Source organism: Alteromonas sp. ABV4_150, from assembly GCF_056311745.1.
Genome location: NZ_CM149971.1, coordinates 2,731,779 through 2,755,870, shown reverse-complemented (window position 1 = coordinate 2,755,870; position 24,092 = coordinate 2,731,779). Strand labels below are relative to the sequence as shown.

The 24,092-nt window shown below is 45.0% G+C and carries 23 protein-coding genes and 1 pseudogene; 10 read left to right on the top strand and 14 right to left on the bottom strand.

Annotation, left to right across the window (positions count from 1 at the left end; all coding sequences use genetic code 11):
* Positions 1-21: 21 nt before the first annotated feature.
* The 14 genes and pseudogenes from fliN to ACYX4M_RS11900 form a co-directional block, all read right to left on the bottom strand.
* Positions 22-429 carry a flagellar motor switch protein FliN gene (gene fliN, locus ACYX4M_RS11965; RefSeq protein WP_014948639.1) on the bottom strand — a complete coding sequence of 136 codons (408 nt, stop codon included), beginning with the start codon at positions 427-429 and terminating at the stop codon, positions 22-24.
* A 17-nt stretch (positions 430-446) separates the two neighbouring features.
* On the bottom strand, positions 447-1,505 hold the full coding sequence (gene fliM, locus ACYX4M_RS11960; RefSeq protein ID WP_014948638.1) for a flagellar motor switch protein FliM: 1,059 nt from the start codon (positions 1,503-1,505) through the stop codon (positions 447-449).
* A 27-nt stretch (positions 1,506-1,532) separates the two neighbouring features.
* Positions 1,533-2,072, bottom strand: coding sequence for a flagellar basal body-associated protein FliL (gene fliL / locus ACYX4M_RS11955; protein ID WP_039223619.1), 540 nt, complete (start codon positions 2,070-2,072; stop codon positions 1,533-1,535).
* A gap of 227 nt (positions 2,073-2,299) precedes the next feature.
* Positions 2,300-4,573 carry a flagellar hook-length control protein FliK gene (locus ACYX4M_RS11950; protein ID WP_476080278.1) on the bottom strand — a complete coding sequence of 758 codons (2,274 nt, stop codon included), beginning with the start codon at positions 4,571-4,573 and terminating at the stop codon, positions 2,300-2,302.
* 350 nt (positions 4,574-4,923) lie between these two features.
* A complete protein-coding gene (fliJ, locus tag ACYX4M_RS11945; RefSeq protein ID WP_039223068.1) occupies positions 4,924-5,370 on the bottom strand; it encodes a flagellar export protein FliJ in 447 nt (148 codons plus the stop codon).
* 72 nt (positions 5,371-5,442) lie between these two features.
* Positions 5,443-6,777, bottom strand: a complete 1,335-nt coding sequence (gene fliI, locus ACYX4M_RS11940) for a flagellar protein export ATPase FliI (RefSeq protein WP_039223070.1) — start codon at positions 6,775-6,777, stop codon at positions 5,443-5,445.
* Positions 6,770-7,552 carry a flagellar assembly protein FliH gene (gene fliH, locus ACYX4M_RS11935; protein ID WP_476080277.1) on the bottom strand — a complete coding sequence of 261 codons (783 nt, stop codon included), beginning with the start codon at positions 7,550-7,552 and terminating at the stop codon, positions 6,770-6,772. The genes fliI and fliH overlap by 8 nt, the downstream gene beginning before the upstream one ends.
* A gap of 117 nt (positions 7,553-7,669) precedes the next feature.
* Positions 7,670-8,710, bottom strand: coding sequence for a flagellar motor switch protein FliG (gene fliG / locus ACYX4M_RS11930; RefSeq protein WP_025254367.1), 1,041 nt, complete (start codon positions 8,708-8,710; stop codon positions 7,670-7,672).
* Positions 8,711-8,722: 12 nt separating this feature from the next.
* On the bottom strand, positions 8,723-10,417 hold the full coding sequence (fliF, locus tag ACYX4M_RS11925) for a flagellar basal-body MS-ring/collar protein FliF (protein WP_476080276.1): 1,695 nt from the start codon (positions 10,415-10,417) through the stop codon (positions 8,723-8,725).
* A gap of 12 nt (positions 10,418-10,429) precedes the next feature.
* Entirely contained in the window at positions 10,430-10,765 is a 336-nt protein-coding gene (gene fliE / locus ACYX4M_RS11920) for a flagellar hook-basal body complex protein FliE (RefSeq protein WP_474873629.1), read from the bottom strand.
* A 241-nt stretch (positions 10,766-11,006) separates the two neighbouring features.
* Positions 11,007-12,344: a sigma-54-dependent transcriptional regulator gene (locus tag ACYX4M_RS11915; RefSeq protein WP_476080275.1), complete on the bottom strand. Its 1,338-nt coding sequence runs from the start codon at positions 12,342-12,344 to the stop codon at positions 11,007-11,009.
* Between the two features lie 16 nt (positions 12,345-12,360).
* Positions 12,361-13,503, bottom strand: coding sequence for a sensor histidine kinase (locus tag ACYX4M_RS11910; RefSeq protein ID WP_476080274.1), 1,143 nt, complete (start codon positions 13,501-13,503; stop codon positions 12,361-12,363).
* Between the two features lie 136 nt (positions 13,504-13,639).
* On the bottom strand, positions 13,640-15,103 hold the full coding sequence (locus ACYX4M_RS11905) for a sigma-54 dependent transcriptional regulator (RefSeq protein WP_476080273.1): 1,464 nt from the start codon (positions 15,101-15,103) through the stop codon (positions 13,640-13,642).
* A 163-nt stretch (positions 15,104-15,266) separates the two neighbouring features.
* Positions 15,267-16,062, bottom strand: a pseudogene (locus tag ACYX4M_RS11900) (flagellin).
* Positions 16,063-16,236: 174 nt separating this feature from the next.
* Between ACYX4M_RS11900 and ACYX4M_RS11895 the strand changes: the two are divergent.
* The 10 genes from ACYX4M_RS11895 to ACYX4M_RS11850 all read left to right on the top strand — a co-directional run bounded on the left by ACYX4M_RS11895 (position 16,237) and on the right by ACYX4M_RS11850 (position 24,083).
* Positions 16,237-16,692 carry an adenylyltransferase/cytidyltransferase family protein gene (locus ACYX4M_RS11895; protein WP_476080272.1) on the top strand — a complete coding sequence of 152 codons (456 nt, stop codon included), beginning with the start codon at positions 16,237-16,239 and terminating at the stop codon, positions 16,690-16,692.
* A gap of 130 nt (positions 16,693-16,822) precedes the next feature.
* Entirely contained in the window at positions 16,823-17,824 is a 1,002-nt protein-coding gene (gene pseB, locus ACYX4M_RS11890) for a UDP-N-acetylglucosamine 4,6-dehydratase (inverting) (protein ID WP_476080271.1), read from the top strand.
* Positions 17,821-18,999 carry a UDP-4-amino-4,6-dideoxy-N-acetyl-beta-L-altrosamine transaminase gene (gene pseC, locus ACYX4M_RS11885; protein WP_476080270.1) on the top strand — a complete coding sequence of 393 codons (1,179 nt, stop codon included), beginning with the start codon at positions 17,821-17,823 and terminating at the stop codon, positions 18,997-18,999. The genes pseB and pseC overlap by 4 nt, the downstream gene beginning before the upstream one ends.
* A 52-nt stretch (positions 19,000-19,051) precedes the next feature.
* Positions 19,052-19,753, top strand: coding sequence for a pseudaminic acid cytidylyltransferase (gene pseF / locus ACYX4M_RS11880; RefSeq protein WP_476080269.1), 702 nt, complete (start codon positions 19,052-19,054; stop codon positions 19,751-19,753).
* Position 19,754: 1 nt separating this feature from the next.
* The gene (gene pseG, locus ACYX4M_RS11875) at positions 19,755-20,816 is read left to right on the top strand and encodes a UDP-2,4-diacetamido-2,4,6-trideoxy-beta-L-altropyranose hydrolase (RefSeq protein WP_476080268.1); all 1,062 of its coding nucleotides are present in this window, start codon (positions 19,755-19,757) and stop codon (positions 20,814-20,816) included.
* A complete protein-coding gene (gene pseI, locus ACYX4M_RS11870) occupies positions 20,803-21,852 on the top strand; it encodes a pseudaminic acid synthase (protein ID WP_476080267.1) in 1,050 nt (349 codons plus the stop codon). Before pseG ends, pseI begins: the two co-directional genes overlap by 14 nt.
* A gap of 2 nt (positions 21,853-21,854) precedes the next feature.
* Positions 21,855-22,442, top strand: coding sequence for a UDP-4-amino-4,6-dideoxy-N-acetyl-beta-L-altrosamine N-acetyltransferase (pseH, locus tag ACYX4M_RS11865; protein WP_476080266.1), 588 nt, complete (start codon positions 21,855-21,857; stop codon positions 22,440-22,442).
* A gap of 33 nt (positions 22,443-22,475) precedes the next feature.
* Positions 22,476-22,727: an acyl carrier protein gene (locus tag ACYX4M_RS11860; protein WP_071950987.1), complete on the top strand. Its 252-nt coding sequence runs from the start codon at positions 22,476-22,478 to the stop codon at positions 22,725-22,727.
* Positions 22,728-22,741: 14 nt separating this feature from the next.
* A complete protein-coding gene (locus tag ACYX4M_RS11855) occupies positions 22,742-23,032 on the top strand; it encodes a hypothetical protein (protein WP_476080265.1) in 291 nt (96 codons plus the stop codon).
* Positions 22,959-24,083, top strand: a complete 1,125-nt coding sequence (locus ACYX4M_RS11850; protein WP_476080264.1) for an AMP-binding protein — start codon at positions 22,959-22,961, stop codon at positions 24,081-24,083. Before ACYX4M_RS11855 ends, ACYX4M_RS11850 begins: the two co-directional genes overlap by 74 nt.
* Positions 24,084-24,092 lie beyond the last annotated feature (9 nt).

Here is a 24,092-nt window from a genome sequence, read left to right as displayed (position 1 = left end):
CCCCTTACTTTATAAGAAGTTTTATCTGAGCTTCTTGATTCTCTCAATTTGACTAATAACATCCGTTAATCGAATACCGAATTTGTCGTTGACCACTACTACTTCTCCATGAGCAATCAACGTGCCATTAACTAATACATCTAGTGGCTCACCGGCAACACGATCCAGCTCCACCACAGAACCCTGGTTCAACTGTAGCAGATTTCGGATACTTATTTGACTACGACCCACTTCCATCGAAATAGTCACAGGTATATCTAGAATGGTATCTAGCTTTTTCTTTTCTTCTTGCGTAATCGGCGCGTCGTCGGTTAATTCGTCAAGTTCAGCAACTTGTACGTCTTCGTTATCGCCAGCCTCTTGTTCCGCTTCAGATTCGGCTTGTTCGGCCATTGCCGCAGCCCAATCGTCCATACCGTCTTCACTCATGGGAACTCCCCTTTACCTTACAGGTCTTCTTCGAGTACTTGCAGTTCTGCGTCATTATCAATAATGCGCCCACCGCGGGTTAATAACTGTAGCTCAGACTTCACTGAAGTCGGTCTTGCAATCTTCTCTACAATTTTCAGCGCCAAATTGTCGCGACTGCGACCTAACTTAGCCCTGAACGTGGGTAAATCTTCAATTAATACTGTGATGGTTTCTGGCATCTCCACAGGGATGATATCGCCAGGTTTAAACTCCATCACATCGCGAAGCGGTACATCAACGTCTAGCATATGCGTAGTTAACGCTACTTTAACGTCCATGATTTCATCGCGAAGCGCCTTACTCCAACGTAAGTCTGTATCTTCTTTATCGCTTTGAACACCTGCATCAAGCAATTCGCGAATGGGCTCTAACATTGAGTATGGCAAGGACACGTGGAAGTCGCCACCGCCGCCGTCCAGCTCGATATGGAACGAGCTGATAACCACCACCTCGGTCGGGCTCACAATGTTCGCCATAGCAGGGTTTACTTCTGAGTCCAAATATTCAAACGACACATCCATGACCGGTGCCCAGGCTTCTTTATAATCTTCAAAGATTATTTTAAGCAGCATCTGGATAATACGGCGCTCCGTTGGCGTAAACTCCCGGCCTTCAATTTTCGCATGATAGCGACCATCGCCACCAAAGAAGTTGTCTACCAGAATAAATACCAAACGGGCTTCCATGGTGATAAGCCCCGTGCCTTTAAGTGGGCGGAAGCGCACCATGTTCAAACTCGTTGGAACGAATAATGTGTGAATATATTCGCCAAACTTAATCATCTGAATACCGTTAATCGATACTTCAGCTGAACGTCGCATCATGTTGAACAAACTCACACGCATGTGACGTGCGAAACGTTCATTAACGATTTCAAGCGTAGGCATACGCCCACGCACAATTCTGTCTTGCGAGGAGAAGTCGTACTCGAGCGTAGAAGCATCAGAGTCGCTGCCGCCGACCTCTTCTTCTTCTACATCATCTACCCCGTGTAATAGGGCATCGATTTCATCTTGAGATAATAAATCACTCACCGTCTTCTACCTTACTTAGTCAATGCATTACTGCATGACAAACCCCGTGAACAATACGCGCTCTACAACATCGCTGCCCGTAATGTCCTTCAATGCTTTCTGCACTTCCGTTACCGCTTGCTCGCGAAGCTCAATTTTACCCGCTTCTGTGACCAAGTCGTCTGCATTTGACGTACTAAAAGCTTGCAACAGCGTTCCCTCAATAAGCGGTATATGCGTTTTTGCTAACTCTTCGTTGTCAGAGCCTCGTACTAACAGCTGCACTTTGATTTGAACAAGTCTGTCTCGACCTGACCCTGGCACGTTAAAAACGAAAGGTCTCGGCATAGCAACATAAAGTGCCGTACCAATTTCAGCGTTACCTGTACTCGCTGCCGGCGCACTTGCAGCAGCTGCTGCAGCGTCAGCTTCAGCCAATTCCTCGGCCGCAGGCTCATCGCCACCCGCGAAAAGCAAGAAATAAGCGGCAGCTCCCCCGCCTACAAGAACCACGGCAATGATAATGATCAACATCATCTTGCCCTTCTTTTTACCGCCTTCTTCTACCTGTAACTCTTCATCAGCCATGTGTAACTCATCAGTAATATTAAGAAAAAACGTATTATCAATGTTCCACTGCAAATGGCAATGCCATAATTGGTATCTACAGCTGGTTAACACTGTAGCAGCAGCCATTAATTCGCAATAAGCAGCTGTTCATCGAACTGTTCGTTCAAAATTGAACGAATACTCCAAACATAGCAGTCTTAAAATAATCTCACCATGCTACCTATTGATAATAGTTTTGCCCTGCCTTAAGCGTAGAAATCAATTCCGCCCTTGGCTGCCCGCGTCACTGATTGCTCGACAATTCGCGTTTCGTCCATATCGTCTAAACCGTCATTTTCTCCGCGGTTTCCGGCGCCATTTCTACTGCCACTATTATCTGCAAGTTGCTGGCCATTTTCGTTACTTGAAGAATTATCTTTTCTTACTTGCGCATCACCTAACTCAATACCTTGTTCAGAAAGCATATCTCTTAGTTTAGGCATGGCATCGGCTAGCGCTTCTTTTGCTTGTTGAGACTGAACAACGAAGCTTACGCTTGCCGCGTCACCTGCAACGTTTACCCGAACTTGCATGCTACCCAACTCGGGCGGATCAAGACGAATTTCAGCCATAGTGTTACGCGCATTCACCATCCAGCGAATTTTTTCATTTAGCTGTTGCTGTCCTTCAGGCTTATGAATGTTGACCGCTTTATCAAAGCCTTCAAACTGCTGCTGAGATTTTGACGCTTCAGCGCGAAGCTGTGAGTTTTCTTGCATCACCGTATCGGTTTGTCCTACCAAACCTGCGATAGCTTGTTGCGCGCTAGCCTGCGTTTGCGTCATTAAATTAAGGAACTGACTCGCCTGGCTATCGACCCGAGTCGTCATCGATGCAATAACATCGGTATTCACTGCCGCCTCTTTTGCGGCGTCTGCCACGATAGCTGATAAATCGATGCCAGGCTCTCTACCTTGTTGAACTTGTTGCTGAAACTCATTGATACCGGCAATGATGTTTGTCTTCACAGCTTGTTGTTGTGCACCACTTGGCATTACTGCAACGACGCGTTCAGCAAACGCCTCGGTAGCTTTTTGTGCAGTTTGTGGGGAAAGTTCACTTAACGCAGTTAATAAGTCACTTTGTGGATCACCGGTCATTTCAAATCTAGAATTTTGAGGTGCAGCATTTTGGGTATTCATCACTGACGCTGCGCCAGTAGCCGTTACCTTGGTTTTGTCTGCCCCGTTAGTATTTACACCACCATTTTCCAGAACAGCCCCGTCAATTACTTCTGCGGCTATGTCAGAGGTTACGTCAGAATACAATGCTTCTAATTGAGAGCTGGCTTCATCTGACGATAGTTGCTGCATCGCTTTAAGTTCATCAGATAACAGGCTTAACACAAGAGGTTCATCTGCTGCGTTTTTACTATTTCCCATCGTTCCCTCTGCCCCCTCGCTCACGCTTTGCGCTACATTGTTATCACTCTCTTTTTGCTGCAAGAGTTGCGCTATTAGCGTCGAAAGGTCATTAGCATTTGGGGCTGACTTATCCTCGGTAAGGAATTTGGAAAGTTCAGCACTAGATTCGCTGTTAGCATCATTTTGTTCGCTTTTGCCGCCAATCAATAGGTCAGTTAAAGCACTCAGCGTTTGTTGTGCGTCAGTCGAAAGGGATTCTATAGCGATTTTCCCTTCACTGCTGCCACTATTAAGCTGAGAAAGTAAATGTGCCATTACCGAGGGCGCGTCGTTGGCATCTACACCGTCCGGTATTTTCCAAAGCTTTCCGTTTTCTTTTACAGAAAGAACATTAACGTTCTCACCTTGAACTTCAGAAATACCATTGGTTGCTCTGTTACCTGGTTGCCCTTGAGTTTGCTCTCTGCTATCAGCCTTACCAAAGCGATCTGCTAGGGTTTCAATATAGGCAACCCAGTCAGGCTCTTCATCAGATTTGTCCGGCTTTCCATCTGGCGTACCCGGCGTGGTAATGACGCCAGCCTCCGCATCTTTTTTGCCACCTTCTCCAATAACAAATTGTGCTTCGGTTATGGCTTTTTGTTCAACACCACCTTCAGCGTCATCTAGTGTTAAACTGGCTTGCTCTTCATCGCCCGAGTAGCGCTGTGCTTCTCTCTCTTCTGCTGTCTCATTTGAACCGATAGCAGTTCTTTCTTTTTTTGCCAGCGCAGACTCAGCAGGATTGTCTGTTACTTTCTTTTCAGCGGGAAGATTGGTATGTCCGGCATCCCTATCTTTACCCGTCTTCACCGTTTCATTAGAAACTGAAGTGTTAGCAGATGAGCCTGTCGAACGGGTTGTCTCTCTGGACTGAGAACTTAATGTTTCTTTGCTATTCAAAACAAAATCAGGTTTGCTCGATTTCGCTTCTTGATAAAGTCGATTGAATGCTTGGTTGTTTTCACTGTTCGCTTGTTGTTGCGTACCAATACCCGTTTCAACCGCTTTCGCTGTGCTAGAAGCAGAAAAAGGTAATGCGGCAATGTCTGTTTTATGTGCGGCAACTTGTTGCATATTGTCCTACCGTCCTACATTTATATCGTCTTTCACCAAAAAGACGTAATGTGATGCGAAGTAATCACTGGGCGTTATATTTAAACAGACCAAGAGAAGTAGATCGCAACCCCACAAACGCTTATCCTAATTTCAATCACTTAGCACTGCTCCGATACCCTTTGTGGCTATCGTTCGGTTCTAGGTTTTATGCTCGCTTTAGTTGAATTTCGTACTATATAGCTTGCGTAGAACTTCAAACGTACGCTGTTAGAGCGTAATAACCAGGGCACTGAAATTATGGCGCGCTGTTACATTTCATATTGATTTAGCAAGGGTTGAGCCAAAGTGGCTTGAGAACACACTATTTATTAGAAAGGAGAGCGCTTAGCTCTGAAAAATCGTTGTGTGGCAAACTCATCCATCATGGCCTGTTCGGCTTTAGCTTCTTTTTTCTGCTCTGCCAACTTTTTCTTATCAAGTAGCAAGGTTACGGCTTTCACTTTTTGCTGTTGCTTTAACCACATTTGCTTGCGCTGGTCTGCTGCCATCTGCGCACGAGCAATCACTTGCATCTGCTGCTCACACGCTTTATCTAATTTTCCGACGAAAGATAAGTGTTGTTGATAATAAGTCGCCGTAACGCCGGCTTGACCGGTTTGCTGAATACCTTTGATATAGTCAATACGGTACTGCTCGAGGCTAGTAAGCTTTTGCTTTTGCTGATTTACGTTTTGCTGAGCCTGCTGATAATACCGGGCTTCTCGCTGCTCTTTTTCTCGCTCAAACTCGGCTAGACGCTCTAGTTGTTTAGACATTTTTAGCGCCCTTACTCAAGAGTTCTGATTTCTTCTTCACGAGCGTTTTATTACCTTTTACTAACAAAGCCATCATCCCTGCCCTAACCCTTTGGCAAGTGCTGCCATACCTTCTAGGCTTTCGTCATAAGGAATGACTTGCTTCATTCCTTGCTGCAACAAAGCATTGATTGCGGGCTCTGCACGAATTGCTAGATCAATGCGAGGGTCGGAGCCTTTTGCATAAGCGCCAATAGAAATAAGGTCTTGGTTTTGTTTGTAGTTTGAGTAAACCTGGCGAATACGACGAGCCATTAATTGATGCTCTTCACTGACCACCATTGGCATTACTCGACTTATCGACGCTTCAATATCAATAGCGGGGTAATGACCGCTATCGGCAAGGGTTCGCGATAAGACCACGTGACCGTCTAAAATGGCACGAGCCGCGTCAGCAATGGGGTCTTGTAAATCGTCGCCTTCAGTGAGTACCGTATAAAAGGCCGTGATAGAGCCTTGCCGCTCGCTGCCATTACCAGCTCGTTCAACTAATGCAGGTAACCGAGCAAAGACAGATGGCGGATAGCCTTTTGTTGCAGGAGGTTCTCCCACAGCCAGCGCTATCTCGCGCTGCGCCATGGCATAACGAGTTAACGAATCAATGAGCAGTAGCACCTTCATGCCTTTATCGCGAAAATATTCAGCAATGGTGACTGCAGTTTCACAACCCTTCAAGCGCATAAGCGGTGAAGTATCAGCAGGTGCAGCTACTACAACTGCACGTTGGCGCTCTTCTTCTGTGAGGATTTCGTGAATAAATTCTTTTACTTCTCGGCCACGCTCCCCGACAAGCCCCACAACAACCACATCGGCTTCGCAGCCCCGAGTCATCATACCTAACAATACACTTTTACCTACCCCACTTCCAGCGAAAAGCCCCATACGCTGACCGACACCAACCGTATTAAGTGCGTTAATAGCGCGCACGCCAACATCCATAGGTGCGTTTATTGGCCGGCGAATAAGCGGGTTCATTGGCGGTCTAGTGGTTGGCGCGCGGGCTTCTGCATTTATTTCGCCTAAACCGTCAAGGGGCTGACCATTGCCATCTACCACACGCCCTAAAAGCCCCATACCTACCGGCAAACCGCTTTGTCGATTTAGCGGCATCACGCGACTTCCGGGCACAATGCCGCGAACTGCTTCAGTGGGCATCAAATAAGTAATATCATCGCCAAAACCAACTACTTCGGCTTCTATTTCACCTTCGATAGTTTGCACTAAACACTGACTGCCGACGGGTAACTGACATCCCACAGCTTCAAGAGTTAAACCGATACCTCGGACTAACTTGCCTGCAGCAACAACAGGAGGAGAAGAGACCTGTTTTGTGAGGGACTCAAAGTGAGTATGCCAAGGGCTAGTCATCTGACAAGCCTTGATTTAATAGGAATTTATCAATTACGTCGCGGCAACGGCGTTCAATAGACACGTCGACGGCATTTTGCACAGTAGTAATATCGCAACCGCCACGTTCCATCGCTGGCGCTTCAATTAAATTCCACCCTTTTGTAGAAATCTCTTCGTCGCCAAAGTGGGCTTTTACCAATTCAATATCGTCAGGGTTCATGTGAATTTGATAATCCGCTTGATTAATGGGAAGCGCTTTGATGCCTTCGCTTAACGCTTGGAGTATCACCTGTTGGTTAGTGCTAACCTCTGTTTTAATAACAGCTTTTGCAAGAGTTACGGCAAGTTTCACCAACTGGTCACGCGTTTCATCGTTAGCTTGCGAAAGTGGATCATGAAATTTTTCAGCGAGCATTTGCCACACTTCGGCTTGGGTTGCCATTTGCTGGCGACCTTCTTCTAAACCTTGTTCCAAACCTTCGTTATGACCTTGCTCTTTACCTTCGGCCAAGCCTGTTTCAAGACCTTCAGCTTTACCTTCTTCAAAACCTTTTTCCTTGCCTTCCTTAAAACCTTCATCATAGGCAGCCTGGCGAATAGCTTCTATCTCTTCAGCAGTAGGAGGCTTGATTTCCTCTTCAACTTCAGGGGGCTCATACTTCCAATCTGAGCGTTTGTTCAGTGCGTTGGTTGTCTCGTCTTTTTTAGATGCCCTTGGATCATCGACAAAAGGTAGATCCCACGCTTTAGCTTCGTTTATTTCGTTTTCACTGAAATTTTTATTACCAGACATGTTTTTTACCAGAGACATTTTATTTCGAGGCTATTTATTAGAAGACTCTTTATTACAAGGCTATTTATTACAAGCTTTGGTTATACCTCGGCTACAACAGTAAGGGCATCAGAGCCCTTACAAGAACTCTTCACCGCCACCGCCGCCAAGCATAATTTCACCTGAGTCAGAAAGTCGACGGGCAACAGAAAGAATTTCTTTTTGTGCAGTTTCCACTTCACTGATACGAACAGGGCCAAGCGCTTCCAGATCATCGCCAAGCATTTCAGCAGCACGCTTAGACATATTGCGCATAATTTTATCTTTAAGCTCTTCGTCAGCGCCTTTAATGGCTTTAAGCAGCGCGTCTTGCTGTACTTCGCGCAGTATTGCTTGAATGCCTTTGTCGTCCACATCGACTAAATTGTCGAATACAAACATCAGATCTTGGATTTGCTGGCTCATCTCTTCGTCTTGCTCGCGGATAGCGTCCATCAACTGACCTTCTATCGCGGTATCCAGGTAGTTCATAATATTCGCCGCAGACTTTAAGCCGCCCATTTTCGCTGCTTGCGTTCCCGCTTGACCTGCGAACTGCTTCTCCATAATTTCGTTTAGCTCTTGCAACGCTGCTGGCTGAACTTCTTCTAGGTTCGCAATACGCATCAACAAATCAAGACGCACTTTTTCTGGGAATTGCGCCAAAATCTCAGCGCTTTGCTCAGGTTCTAGATAAGACAGTACAATGGTTTGGATCTGCGGGTGTTCGTTGCGAATAATGCTCGCCACCTGCTTAGAGTCCATCCATTTCAGTGAGTCTAGACCTTTTGCGCCACTACCCATTAGGATCTGATCGATAAGGTTTGCGGCCTTATCTTCACCTAACGCCGCAGTTAGCGCTCGCTTAACAAAGTCTTGGCTCTGGAAGCCAATAGTGCTGTAGTTCTGAATCTCTTCAATGAAGTGTTTGTGAACTGACGTGATTTTGGTTTGCGTCATATCGTCCACTTTCGCCATTTCAGAACCCAGCTTCTGCACTTGTTTCGGTTCAAGGTGCTTTAATATCTGCGCCGCGTCTTCTTCAGATAAGCTTAGTAGTAAGATGGCAGCTTTCTCTACGCCTTCTAATTTACTGACGTCGTATGACGGTTCTTCAACATTGGCAAGTTCTTCAGCCATAATCTTATCTCACTACTCGTCTTGCATTAACCAGCCCTTCACTACTTGGGCTGATAATTCTGGTTCATTGGCCACTAGGGCGCGTACGGCTTTAAGTACATCTTCGTCTTTGTGCAAGTCAGGCAGCATAAGTGATCCATCTGGCGCAAAGCCTACCTGTCCTTCGTCAAAGTCAGACGTTAGCATGCTAATTGTGTCATCGCCTAAGTCTAAGCCTTCATCTGCATCAAATTCATCGGCCTCGTTAGACTCATCTGGGTTGATAAGACGACGCAGCATAGGTCGAATCACAAAGATGATAAGTACTATTATAACCAAGCCACCAACAACTAGCTTAAGAATTGGCAAAAAGCCTGGCTGTTCCCACAAAGGTGCATCTTCAATTTCACCTGCATCCATACGAGTAAAGGGTACGCTAACCACTTCTAGCGAGTCGCCGCGGGTTACGTCAAAGCCAATACCGCCCTGCAATAGTCTGCGGATATTAAGAATTTCTTCTTGTTTACGTGGCGTTGGCGTCATAGCGCCGTCTTCACCTGCGACTTGGGTATAGTCTACTGCCACCGACACACTTAGTCTGCGAATTACACCTGTCTGCTTTTTAGTATGACTAATAGTGGTATCAAGTTCGTAATTGCGCGTTGATTCTTTTGCCGTGCGCCCTGGCATGGTTTGTTGACTGCCGCCCACAGCATTTTCTGGAATATCAGAATCTAACGGAGGCTGATTAGATAATGCGCCAGGAATACCGCCAACGCCGCCACCTACGCTATTCTCTTCCATAATCATTTCGCTGCGCACCGCTGGTAAGTCTGGGTTGTAGCTGCGCTGAGTTTGCTCCATAGCAGTGAAGTCCATGGTAACGTCAGCTTGCGCCGTGTAGTTACCTATGCCCAATACTGGGATCAGTATAGCGTCAATTTTTTCTAGATACTCTTGCTCGCGCTGACGTTCAATCTCGTACTCTTTTCTGGCACGAGCACTCATTGAATCTTGCGAGCCTGAGTTAAGCAGACGACCATTGCTGTCAGTTACCGTTACTTTAGACGGCTCCATGTTTTGTACGGCAGACGCCACGATATCAACGACCGCATCAACCTCTTCACCAGCAATGACGGCACCACGTTTAGCGGTTAATACCACTGTTGCGGACGCTTTCTTCTCTCTACGGGCAAACACATTTTCTTTTGGCATCGCCAGCAGTACTCGAGCTTTTTGAATACTTGCGATATCTTCGATGGTCGAGGCAATTTGCTGTTCACGCGCATGTTTAAGACGTTCCATCTCAACACGCTGGCTTACACCAAACCCCATGTCCTGCATGATGATATCGGTACCTGCATCAGAGGTTTTAGTTAACCCTTGGCGTGTCATACCCAGGCGGATATTTTGGAATTCGTCACTTCTTACATAAACAGTATTGCCTTCAAGCTTATAGTCGATTTGATTCGCATCCATATAATCGAGAGTTTCGATAAGCTCTTGGGTTTCCATCTTAGCAAGGGGACGATAGTCAGGCTCTTGTGACCAAATAAGGATGAAAATAGCAATAGCCACACAAATAACCAAAACAACCACAAGGGCCATTTGGCGCATCATATCTGCGCTACCTAACGTATCCATGAAACCAGATTTATTCTCTGGCTCATTGTCCGCTGTTTGATTTTGATCAGGAACCGTAAGGTTTGTACCTGTTGCTTCAGCCATAACCTACTCCACCTATACCGGCATATTCATTATTGTTTTATAGGCTTCAAGTACTTTGTTACGTACCTGAACAGTAGCTTCGAAAGCAATGCCAGACTTTTCTTTCGCTAACATGACTTGGGCTAAGCTCAAACTAGGGTCACCCATTTCAAAACGTTGCTGTGCATCTTTTGATTCAAGCTGCATACCGTTTACACCGTCAACCGCGTTCTTCAGCATGGTCGAGAAATCGCTTGCAGAGCTGTTTACTTCAGTAAGCGATTGCTGCTGAGGCTCGTTAACTTGAAGACGAGTTTGCCCTATCATGTTTTGCATTTCTTGATACAAACTATTGGCTTTAACGTCCATACCCACTCCTAGCGTTTCTTTAAAAACCGCCTGAACAACGGCGAATAACTAATTATATGAGTGATTTAGCAAGGGGCTTGCCAACTTTAAAAACCCATAGATATCAACATGATAAGAGTCAAAAACGGAAGAAAGCCAAATTTATGGCGTTTGATTTGATGGGAGCAACAAAAAACCGCCGCCTTCTTTACTACAGAGGCGACGGATAACGGGGTTGAACGAGAGGTTCAAAACAGCAGTATTAAGCTGGTACTTCAATGCCGTCTTCACGCATGCGCGCTAGTTTATAACGAAGGGTTCTAGGGCTAATGCCAAGTTTTTCCGCAACGTCCTTACGTTTACCATTGCACGAGACTAATGTATCAAGAATAATTTGGTGCTCCTGATAACGAAGTTCTGAACCCAATTTGTTGTCTTCAACCTGCTCTTGTGTAACTTCAAGCGGGGCCGACATGTCTTCGTCAATCATTAAATCGCTTGCATCTATTTCATTGTTTTCACAAAGAATCAGGGCACGTTGAACCACATTCTCTAACTCTCGAACATTTCCTGGCCAGCTGTATTGCGACAATTTATTGCGTGCTGCAGCACTTAACCTGGTTGTGCCTAGGCCCTGTGAACTTGCGTGACGCTGAACAAGGTGCTCCGCAAGTGGCACAATGTCTCCCGGGCGTTCCGATAGAGGACGCCATTCAATAGGAAATACGTTTAAGCGGTAGTATAAGTCTTCTCTGAATTCGCCAGCATCCACTGCTTTTCTTAAATCTCGGTTACTCGTAGCAATAACTCGCACATTAAGTTTAACGGTTTTTCGTCCGCCAAGGCGCTCTACTTCACGCTCTTGTAACACGCGCAGTAATTTAGCCTGCAGTGCCAAATCCATCTCAGTTATTTCATCAAGTAACAGGGTGCCGTCTTGGGCTTGTTCGAACTTACCCGGACAGGCCTGAATAGCGCCAGTAAAGGCTCCTTTTTCGTAACCAAACAAAGTGGCTTCCAACATGTTTTCTGGAATGGCAGCACAGTTAATGGCAACAAAAGGCGAATCGCTTCGCGGAGACTGGTCGTGAATATAGCGGGATAGCACTTCTTTACCCGACCCACTTGGACCCATGACCATAACGGTAGCTTCAGACTTCGCGACTTTCCGCGAAAGCTCAAGTAGCTTCAAACTTGAGGGGTCGGCTACGATTGGCGTACGTGATTCAATTTTTTGTGCAGGGGCGTAGCGCCCCACTAAGTTTAGCAATACTTCTGGCGCAAAAGGCTTTGAAAGGTAGTCCGTTGCGCCATCACGCATCGCTTGTACCGCATCATCAATGGTGGCGTAGGCCGTCATTAACAACACAGGCATATTCGGGTATTTAGCTTTAATACTTTTTAGCAGTGTTAAGCCACTCATTTCGCCCATTTGTATGTCGCTAACCACTAGGTCCACATTCTGTGACGATAGCATCATTAATGCTTGCTCCGCGCAATCGGCAGCAACCACGTCATAGTTACCTAGCAAAAGAGTGTCTAGGAGCGCCTCGCGTAAACCCGCGTCATCTTCAACAATTAGTATGGTAGTTTTAGACATTATTCTCTCCTATGACTTACGCGACATGAGTCAATGTTTGTGAAGTTTTAGCATGCGCCGAGCACGGTAATGACACGCTGAAGCAAGCCCCACCTTCTGGTACGTCAATGATGTTAAGTGAACCGCTGTGCGCATTTACCACTGACTTCACTACCGCAAGACCTAAACCTGTACCATGCGTTTTTGTAGTAAAAAACGGTTCAAAAATTTTGCTTTTTAGACTCTCTGGAACCCCAGGACCTTTGTCGACCACAGATACATGTAAACGGTGATCACTCACTGTTGCCTGTACGTGCACACGCTCTCCTTTGGGAGTAACTTGGCTTGCATTATGGATAAGGTTTAGCAATGCGCCTTGGAGTGCTGTGAGGTTACCTGTGATAGAAAGATCTTGTTCAAATCCTGAAAACGTTAACGTCTGCTGCGCTTGGGCTACCATGCTATGAGCACTGCCCTCTATCGAGGAAAACAGCTCACCTAAACTGATCTGGCTGACCACCTGCTCTTCGCCCGATTTAGCAAAAAGTAGCATGTCATTAACTTGGCTTTCTAACTCTTTAAGCCTGTCAGTCAGCTTATTAGCAAACTGGGTTTGCGCTTCTTCGCCTAAGCCTTTGCGTGTTAAATTCGACGCATATAACATAGCTGCAGAAAGTGGAGTTCGAATTTGATGGGCAAGTGATGCCACCATTTTCCCGAGGGAAGACAAGCGCTGCATATGGCTTACTCGCGCCTGCAGCTGACGAGTTTCAGTTAAATCTGTGATGACAATGAGCTGACCTGGCTCATTTTCCAGTGGTGTAATAGAAAGTTTTACTCGTCTTCCATCAACAAGCGAGACTTCATGGCCGTCATCAGCACGAGGCTTAAACGAGCGCGTAATAATACTTCGCCACACTTCTTCTTCAAGCGGTTCACCTAACAGCGCCTTCGCTTGTTCGTTGGCTTGGCGTACAATGCCTTTACCATCGATAACAATAACGCCTGCAGGCATTACTTGAAGCAAATGTTCGAGCCGACTCGCCTGCAATCGCAGTGATTCGATATCATCACTTTTCGACGTTTGATAATCAGCTCGAATTACCGTCGAGCCATCGCCGTTGAGCGCAAATGCTGACGCTAAATACTCTGTAGATTCTAGTGTACTGTCAAAAGCCATATTATCCTCGTCAAATTGCAGACGCTGTTTAACTATGGCTTAGATAAAGCAGAAGGTATGCCAACTTAACATTGGCTTATTTATCAGAAGGATAGGTGATATTTTTAAGGAACAGCGTAACGTCAATTAGCTGACATTACGCTTCTTCGGTACGCTGGATATCGTATTTCCGCATTTTTTCAACAAGCGTGGTTCTGCGCATTCCAAGCTTATCGGCGGCACGTGCTACTACCCAATCTTGGTTTTCCAAAGCTTGTTTTATGAGATTCACTTCCAGCTCAGAAAGGTATTCTTTCAGGTTGACGCCTTCCTCAGGTAACGAAGAGGACACCATATTATTCAGACCATCGTTACCCTGCTTATTGACGTCTTCTTCAGGCTCTTGTGCAGCAGCCTCGGCAAATAATTCGTTGAAGGCTTCTCGCTCAAGCATTTCTTCTGGATAGTCTGGCTCGTACGCCTGAACATCACCGTACTGATACTTTTCGGGCAAATCAGCAATATCGACAATTTGACCAGGGTAAAGAATGGTTAATCGCTCAACTAAATTTGAAAGTTCGCGAACGTTCCCCGCCCACTCATGTTCCATTAACGAGGCTATAGCCTGCTCGGTAAAACGCACGCTCTCAACGCCATCCCCTTGAATTCGGCTATTCAATTCTTGAAGAAGTAAGGGTATGTCGTCTTTTCTTTGTCTAAGTGCAGGGCTGTCGATTGGGAAAACGTTTAGTCGATAGTACAAGTCCTCACGGAACTTGTCTTCACTGATCATGGTTTCAAGGTTGCGGTGCGTTGCAGCGATAATGCGTACGTTGCATTGAAGGGGCTTATTCCCGCCTACCCGTTCAAACATGCGTTCTTGCAACACACGTAATAACTTAACCTGCATTTGAAGGGGCATATCACCGATTTCATCAAGAAATAATGTGCCGCCTTCGGCTAGCTCGAAGCGCCCTTTGCGTGCACTGATCGCGCCTGTAAAAGCGCCTTTTTCATGACCAAACAGCTCGCTTTCTAGCAGCTCGCCTGGGATAGCGCCGCAGTTTACCGGAATGAACGGACCGTCTTTACGCTCAGATAAGAAGTGAACATTACGTGCAACCACCTCTTTACCCGTACCAGACTCACCTAAAATCAATACGGTAGCGTCGGTCGGTGCGACTTGCTCAACTAAGCGCCGCACAATTTGGATTTGCTCACTTTTGCCAACAAGGCTTCTGAACAATCGGGTTTTCGTGCCTGCCGCACGAGATAAACCGGGTTTGCGTCTAGAGTACTCTTGGCAGCGATGTATAGCCTGCGTTAAAACTGGGTAAGTTAATGGTGTTGCAATAACACTAACCAGGTTACAGCTTGCAGATGCCTGTGTATTACTCTCAACTAAAGCGACGAACGGTATGTGTGGAAACTTTTCTACCAGATTACTTACTGCAGTGGGCGAGCGGTACTCGATAAGCACGGCGTCTGCACCACTTTCATGGAGGTATCGCTCGCATTCACTGAAGCCTCGTGACTGGCACGACTCTCCCATGAAGGTAACGATAGTTTCCAAGTTTTGAATAAGTTCCTGATTATCACTAATCAGCAAAATGTTCTTCATCAATTCCCCGAGAACGCTTTGTTATTATTTACAGTTTAGCGCATTTCTAAATTGTAACGACAAAAGATCGGAGCGCAACCGCTGTTTTGGGAAATATATCAATAAAAAAAGCAGGTTACCCTGCTTCTTTCGATTAAACTTACTAAGTTCTACGTAAAAAAGCCTAGCTCAACAATGATAAAACTTGGCTTTGTTGTTGGTTCGCTTGGGCTTGAACGGTAAGTGCAGCCTGACCTATTACGTCATTTGATGCTTGTTGCGAAGCGGCTTGCGCAAAATCCAGATCTTGAATACGGCTTCGTCGCTTCTGCGGTATTTACGTTAGCTTGCGTGAGTGAGCGCGCTGCACTTTCAAATCGATTTTGCGTAGCGCCTAAATCGCCCCGTGCACCACCTATGGTTTCTATAGCCGCATCTGCTGCACCTAGCGCATCTTCGATACTAGTACCTGACGTAATATCGATAGATAAAACATCGTTGAGCTGCGCTGCAACATCTTGGGTGTTAACACTAATTGATTGACCAGGGCTAGAACCTGATTGAAATTCTAGTGAGCCATTCTCAGATAATAACGGCTTGCCGGCAAAATTTGTTTGCTCGATAGTTTGCGAGATGTTTTCTTGCAGCTGGGTGATTTCAGATTGAATAGCACGGCGATCACCACTACTCAAAACACCACTGCCTGATTGCAAGGTCAATTCACGAATACGGTTTACATCATCATTAATGCTGCCTAAACCACCTTCTGCAACTTGTGCGAGTGAGATACCATCATAGACGTTGTTTAGCGATTGACGGTTTCCCTCAACTTCGGAAGTCAACCTGTCGATAATTTGTTGGGCTGCTGCGCCGTCAGATGCATTGTTAATTTTCTTACCGCTGGCAAGCTTCTCCATCAAGGATTCTTGCTTCTCTTGCACTTGGCTGAGAAGTGAGGATGTTGAACTATTAACTTGCATGATGCTTTCCTAAAATTTGTAACTCTATAAGTTTAGCAGAAAGCTGAGCAAAATGTAGTCAGCCATTTGTATGATAGTCTATACCTTTAAGAACAAATCTATACGCTCATGGAATAGTTTGACTTGCCGATAAGTTATGAGTGTACAATTTGTTTATTTTCAGAGATTAATGCTATGACTACTGTGGTGACGTACGGCACCTTTGACCTTTTCCATATAGGGCATGTAAGGCTTTTAAAGCGATTACACTGCTTAGGCGATAGGCTAGTGGTTGGCTTGTCCTCTGATGAATTCAATACGGTGAAAGGTAAAAACGTTGTCATACCTTATGAGGACAGAAAGGAAATTTTGCTCTCCTGCCGCTATGTCGACAGCGTCTTTCAAGAAAATTGTTGGGAACAAAAGCGAGAAGACCTTAAGCGAGAAGGCGCTGAAATATTCGCGATGGGTGATGACTGGATTGGAAAGTTCGATGATCTGCAAGATATCGTTAAAGTAGTGTACCTACCACGCACACAAGATGTCTCTACTACTGAACTTAAAACCGTTATTAGCGAAATTCAAAATGAGAAAATTCGCCAATTGCAAAGTCTAACTGAGCATTTAAATGCGTTGGTACAGCGGCTGTAATTCCGCAGACGGGCGATGCGCCCTTTTCTAACAGTATTTGGCGAAATAATCGTTATGGCCTAATGGTTTATGGCAATACTGCCGACACATGGTATATTTAAATTTAAATCATAAAAATAGCGGGCAAAATATGTTCGACGGTAAGTCAATATTGATAACAGGTGGAACAGGTTCATTTGGTCACAAATATACTGAAACACTATTATCACGCTATAAGCCAAAGCGTTTGATTATCTACTCTCGCGACGAATTAAAACAATTCGAAATGCAACAAAGATTCAATGCGCCTTGCATGCGATACTTCATTGGTGACGTGAGGGACCAAGACCGGTTAACTCGTGCAATGCAAGGAGTTGACTATGTTATTCACGCAGCAGCAATGAAGCAGGTTCCCGCCGCTGAGTATAATCCCACAGAGTGTATTAGAACCAATATTGATGGCGCCGAGAATGTCATTAACGCTGCTATTGATAACGGTGTCAGTAAAGTCATAGCGCTTAGCACCGACAAAGCTGCTAACCCAGTTAATCTATACGGTGCGACAAAGCTCGCCTCTGATAAACTTTTTGTAGCGGCTAACAATATGGTGGGAGCAAGAAAACCACGTTTTTCAGTTGTTAGATACGGTAATGTTGTAGGCTCTCGCGGCTCAGTTGTTCCTTTTTTTAATAAACTAATACAAGAAGGCACGGACCATATACCCGTTACTCACCAAGACATGACCAGGTTTTGGATAACGCTACAGCAGGGCGTAGACTTTGTACTTAAAAACTTCGAGCGCATGCTAGGAGGGGAGATTTTTGTTCCCAAAATACCCTCTATACGAATTACTGATTTAGCTAAAGCTATGGCGCCTGACTTACCAATAAAAATTGTTGGTGTTAGGCCGGGTGAAAAACTGCACGAAATGATGTGTCCTGGCGACATGGCGTTTCACACTTTTGAGTTCGACGATCACTTTGTTATTGCTCCTGCTATTAAATTCTTCCACCGCAGCAATAATTTCACAAGCAATGCATTAGAAGAGAAAGGCAAGCCAGTAGATGAAGCATTTGAGTATGTTTCAGATACTAACCCTCACTTTCTTTCTATTGATGAAATTGCGGAATTTAATGAGGAAGCGAAAAAGTGATCCCCTATGGTCGTCAGGACATAGACGATGCAGATGTTGACGCTGTTGTTAAAACACTCACATCAGATTGGCTTACTCAGGGACCGCGCGTTCCGGCATTCGAAAGCTCGTTGGCGTCTTACTGTGGTGCCCAATTCGGCATCGCTGTGAACAGTGCAACATCGGCGCTACATATTGCGTGTTTAGCATTAGGTGTCGGTGCAGGCGATAGAGTTTGGACATCACCAAACTCTTTCGTTGCCTCCGCTAATTGCGCTCTCTACTGTGGTGCTTCTGTAGATTTTGTCGATATAAACATCAATACGGGAAATATGTGTATTAATGCATTGACTGATAAATTAGTAGAAGCGGAAAAGAAGGATTGTCTACCCAAGGTCATTATTCCTGTGCACTTCGCAGGCCAACCGTGCGATATGGCAAAAATTGCTAACCTTGCTGAACAGTACCAGTTCAAGGTCATTGAAGATGCTTCTCATGCCGTGGGTGCAAAGTATGCTGATAGCACCGTCGGCAGCTGCAAATACTCTGATATATGTGTATTTAGTTTTCACCCCGTGAAAATTATAACCGCTATGGAAGGTGGAATGGCAATGACAAATCAACAGGATTTAGCAGACAAGATGCGTCTATTGAGGAGTCATGGCGTATCAAATGACCCAAGTGTAATGCGAAGTAAGGCTCACGGCCCTTGGTACTATGAACAGGTTGGATTGGGCTTTAACTACAGAATGAACGATATTGAAGCCGCACTTGGCACAAGCCAATTAACTAAATTAGACGACTTTATTGCTAAACGGAATTCTGTAGCAGCGCGGTACAGCGAGAGGTTTGCAGAGAATGAGGACATCACACCGTTAGTTGTCAATGAAGCAGCTTACAGCAGCTTTCACTTGTACGTCGTTCGCATACCAAAGCTAACTCAACAACAGCAAAGTAAGCTTGTTGAAACACTTAGAGAAAACGGCATATTTGCGCACCTTCACTACATTCCCATTCATACTCAACCCTACTATACCGACTTAGGTTTTAAGGTGGGAGACTTCCCTAATGCTGAGCGCTATTATAGCCAAGCGATAACTCTTCCCATCTTTCCCAAGCTAACGACTTCACAAATAGATTTTATTGCCGATACCTTTATATCGTCGGTCAATTCTTTAAAAAGGTTAAAAGCTTAATGTAAGTCAACACGCGGATGCGTTACCCACTTACACGACAGCAATGAGTGTTATGAATATAGCCATCATACCCGCAAGAGGCGGAAGCAAGCGTATTCCTCGAAAAAATATTAGATCATTTTGTGGTAAACCTGTTATTGCTTACTCGATAGAAGCGGCGAAAGAAAGCCAGCATATTGATCGCGTTTTTGTATCTACCGATGATCGAGAAATTGCTGAAATAGCACAAACATATGGTGCGGAAGTGCCGTTCTTGAGAGAAGCGTCTCTTGCAGATGATAAAACAGGCACCACACCGGTAATAAGACAAACTTTAAAACAGTTAATTGACCAGGGTCTTTTAATCGACATTTGTGCTTGTATTTATGCCACTGCCCCCTTTCTAACAAGTCAGATAATTGATAAGGCTGTTGAAAAGCTTCAAAAAGAAAGTGCTGGCTTTGTGTTCACCGCTAATCAATTTTCGTTTCCTATTCAGCGAGCGCTGCTAGAGGGTCCGCACGGTGAAGTGACAGCTTTCTCAAAAGAAAACATTGGTAAACGTTCGCAAGATTTAGTCGACACATTTCACGATGCAGGCCAGCTGTATATTGCACAGAATAAGACTTGGATGAATCCTACTGCTCGTGTTTTTTCAGAGAGTTCGCGCATGATAAAGTTACCCAGTCATTTGGTGCAGGACATAGACACGGAACAAGACTGGAAACGCGCCGAAGTTATGTTCAAAGTACTTAAAGAAATGGGAGAATATTAGTGTGCGCTTGGCTATACGCGTAGACGCATCACCGATAATAGGTGCCGGCCACGCAATGCGTTGCATTACTTTGGCAAAAGCGCTTAGACATGCCTTCAAGGTCGACAATATTCAGCTGGACGTCATCGCTGTTAGTACACAGGGCGCTAACATGCTTGAAGCCACTTTTGAGGCTGCCGGCATTAGTATTACGTACGTCCCTAAAGTAGAGAGCGACGTTGGTCACATCAATGCAGAAATTTGGGTTGTCGATCACTATAAACTCAACGCTAAATTTGAAAGTGAATTGGTTGATGATGGCGCTATGGTTGTCGTGATTGACGACCTTGCTAACAGGAGACACAACTGCCACTTACTTATTGATGTAAACTTGTCGGAACATTCCGAACAACGTTATACCTCGCTGGTACCGAAGGGTTGTTCGCAGCTAATTGGGCCAAAATATGCGCTTTTAAGGGAAGAGTTTTATCAGGCACGTCAAAAGAACATCATAAGAAAACCCAAGCATGCACTTGTTTGTTTCGGGGGTAGCGACCCAACGAATACGACCTCTACTGCTTTACAGGCACTGGCAAAAGTTAAAGAATTAAGTTTAACCGCCGATGTGGTGATAGGTGCAGGTAACATGTATAAACAAGCTGTGATCGAACAAGCTCGATTAATTGATGGGGTAACAATTCACATTAATAGCGACAACATGGCTGAATTAATGTGTAAAGCTAGTTTGATGATTAGCGCCGGTGGCAGTATGCATTGGGAACGCTGTGCCTGTGACTTGCCCGGCGTCATTATTACCATTGCAGATAACCAACGCGAGGCAACCGAATATTTAGCCTCACTAGGTGGCTGTGATTATTTAGGTCATGTTAACTCTGTTTCAAGTGACGATATAGCTACTTCGCTAAGAAATCACTTTTCAACCACTGCTAAAGAGCTTGATGCTCAAACAGATTTAAACAAAATTGTACCACTGGGTGGCGGAGCGTCTTTGATAAGCAAAGAAATGATATCGTTAATGAGAAATAGAGATAGTCAACGGGGTTTAAGCATTGAAAAACATTAGAATTGACCGTTTCAATGTGGGAGAAGGGCTTCCCCCTTTTATAATTGCCGAACTCTCTGGCAACCATAATCACGACCTGAATCTTGCACTTCAGATGGTGGATGCTGCCGCTGACGCGGGCGTTCATGCTTTAAAACTGCAAACATACACTGCAGATACGATGACTATCGATGTAGCAAAAGGTGAGTTTTTTATTGATGATGAAAACAGCCTTTGGCACGGTAGTTCTTTATATGAGCTTTATAAAAAAGCATATACCCCATGGGAATGGCACCGCACTATTTTCGAGCGAGCTAAGGCCCGTGGCATGACTGCTTTCAGTACGCCTTTCGACTCAACAGCGGTTGACTTCTTAGAATCGTTAGACGTCCCATGTTATAAAATTGCATCCTTTGAGAACACTGACCATAGCCTACTCGCCAAAGTTGCTAAAACAGGTAAGCCTGTTATCGTTTCTACTGGGATGGCAAGTCTTGTTGAGATTGCCGAGACTGTGGAAGTACTAGAGAACAATGGATGCTCAGAATATATATTACTAAAGTGTACAAGTCAGTATCCCGCCGACCCAGTTAATGCAAACCTTGCAACCATTGAGCACATGAAGCAAATGTTTAACTGTCAGGTTGGACTATCAGACCATACGACAGGCATTGGCGTTGCTGTAGCAGCAACGGCATTAGGCGCTACAGTTATAGAAAAGCATTTCGTTATTGACCGAAAAGCCGGAGGAGTCGATGCAGCATTTTCGCTTGAACCGGCTGAGTTTACAGCGCTGGTTGACGAAACTAAGCGCGCTGCTATCGCGGTTGGCAAGGTAAATTACGGTTGCACGCCCTCTGAGTTAAACTCGCGCACTCATCGACGTTCACTTTACGTTTGCGAAGACTTAGTTGCAGGAGACGTGTTAACCGAATCAAATTTACGGGCCATTCGCCCTGGCCTTGGTTTGGCAGTTAAGCATTTGTCCACGCTTTTGGGTAAGCCTGTTACAAAAGCAGTGCATAAAGGCACGCCAATGTCTTGGGACTTGGTGTAACTATGGCTCCTCGTTCACCCATTAGCCGCTTCTCACCGCTGACTTCAAATGAGCTAGAGTTAGTATTGCAATGGCGCAACCAGCCCCACATACGCAAAAACATGCACAACCAAGATGAAATTACTTGGTCACAGCATGAAGCGTGGTTTGACGCGTTAAAAAATGACGAAAGCCGCTGTTTTTTCGTCTTCTATCAAAATGATAGACCTATTGGTGTGTTAAATTTCTCAGAACATCAATCTACACCTTACACGCTTGAATGGGGGTGTTATATCGGTGAAGATGATGTATGGCCTGGTTCTGGACTTCTATTAGAAATCGCCGCCCTACAATATGCACTTGAATTGAAAGATGCGGCGGTACTCTACGCAGAAGTTCTATCGTTCAATAAAAGCGTCATTAAACTTCACACCCTTTTTCAATACGCGGTCTTAGAGGATGGGCGTACTTTCACGCAAAATGAAGAGAGACATTCGGTGAAGCGTTTTGAATACAAACGGGAACAATGGCAACGCAATAAAACCAAAATATTGAGTCGGTTGCCTAAACAAGTTAGTGCGGCAGCGAACTTTATTCAATTTGATTTATAATCCTTCCACAACAATTTAAGAGAAAAAACGAACATGTCTGAATTAAAACAGACCATATTAACGAGTATGGAACAAGTTGCACTGATAGCAGATTGCACCCTGATTGAGAATATTTCAGACGACACCGTTTTATTGCAAAGTGGTTTAGATTCTTTGGGCTTTGCTATGCTGGTTGCGCAACTTGAAGAGGAATTAGGCGTAGATCCCTTCAGCGAGATGGAGTTAGCCGTCTATCCAAGAACGTTGGGCGAATTTGTTACTGTTTACAGCAACGCATTGAAGTAGAAAAATACATTTCCGTGATACCCTTAATCGAACAAATCAAGGCATTTACTGGCACCGCAATCATCACATCTAGTGGCGAAAAAATCTCGTTCTCTTCACTCGTATCAAGTGCTGAGGCCCTTCGAGAAGAAATAAAAGCTTTTAGTTCATTAGACAGTACTCTTGGCGCAGACCAGAATATTCAAAACTTGGTTTTGTCCGATATAACAATTGGACAACTGCGCGCAGCCGATGACGCTACTCAAGAGCGGGAAGCTTCCTTATTCCTCAATATCAGACTTCATCATCATATTACTCGCGCTTGAGGGGTTCATAGAGCAGTTTTCTATTTCATCGGATAGGTTTTGCTTTTCGCCCATTTCCGCTAAGGAAAGGAAAATTCCGGCTCACTCCACATGGTTGCTTTACACGTCAGGCACCACGGGAACTCCAAAAAAGATAGCGCATAATACTGAAAGCCTATGTGCCTCAATTAGGCTTAGCGAAACAACACCTCATTGTTGGGGACTAACCTATAAGCCTAATAAGTTTGCAGGCCTTCAGGTTCTACTTCAAAGTCTGTTAAACGGCGACTGTCTAGTTGACTGCACCTTGGGCACGTTAGATGAGAAAGTAGCGTTAATGATTACCAGCAAGGTAGGAGCGATATCAGCCACACCGTCTTGGTGGCGACAACTCTTAATGACACAAAGTTTAGAAGCGCTTTCACTATCTCGCATTACGCTTGGGGGAGAAATAGCGGATCAGCAATTGCTCAATGCCCTTTCATCTCATTATCCCTCAGCCAAAATTTTTCATATTTATGCGTCTACTGAAGCCGGTGTGGGTTTTGCTGTTAGTGACAAAAAAGCGGGTTTTCCCCTTTCATGGGTAAAAGACGGTGTAAACAAAACCCGATTAAGGATAAAAAACAATCTATTATGGGTGAAACCTATTTGTGACAATATCCGACTCAATACGACAGTGAACACCATAGAAATAGACGAAATGGGGTATATCAATACGCAAGATGTTGTATTTGTCGAAGACGAACGGGTTTACTTCAAAGGGCGTGTGAATGGCGCCATTAATGTAGGTGGTCACAAAGTTTTTCCTGAGACGGTGGAAAACGTGCTATTAACCTCGCCTCTCGTCGCACAAGCTAAAGTATATGGTAAAGAAAATAAGATTTTAGGTAGTATTGTTGTGGCCGATATAGTGTTGAAAGCGACTCCTGAGAACCTTAAGCACAAAGACATACAGCTCGCTTTATTGCTCCATTGTAAAGCGCACTTGGGCAGAAATGATATGCCCACGAAAATCAATGTCGTCGATGAACTAGCCCTATCCGATACTGGTAAGCTAGTTAGACAATGAACTAATCAG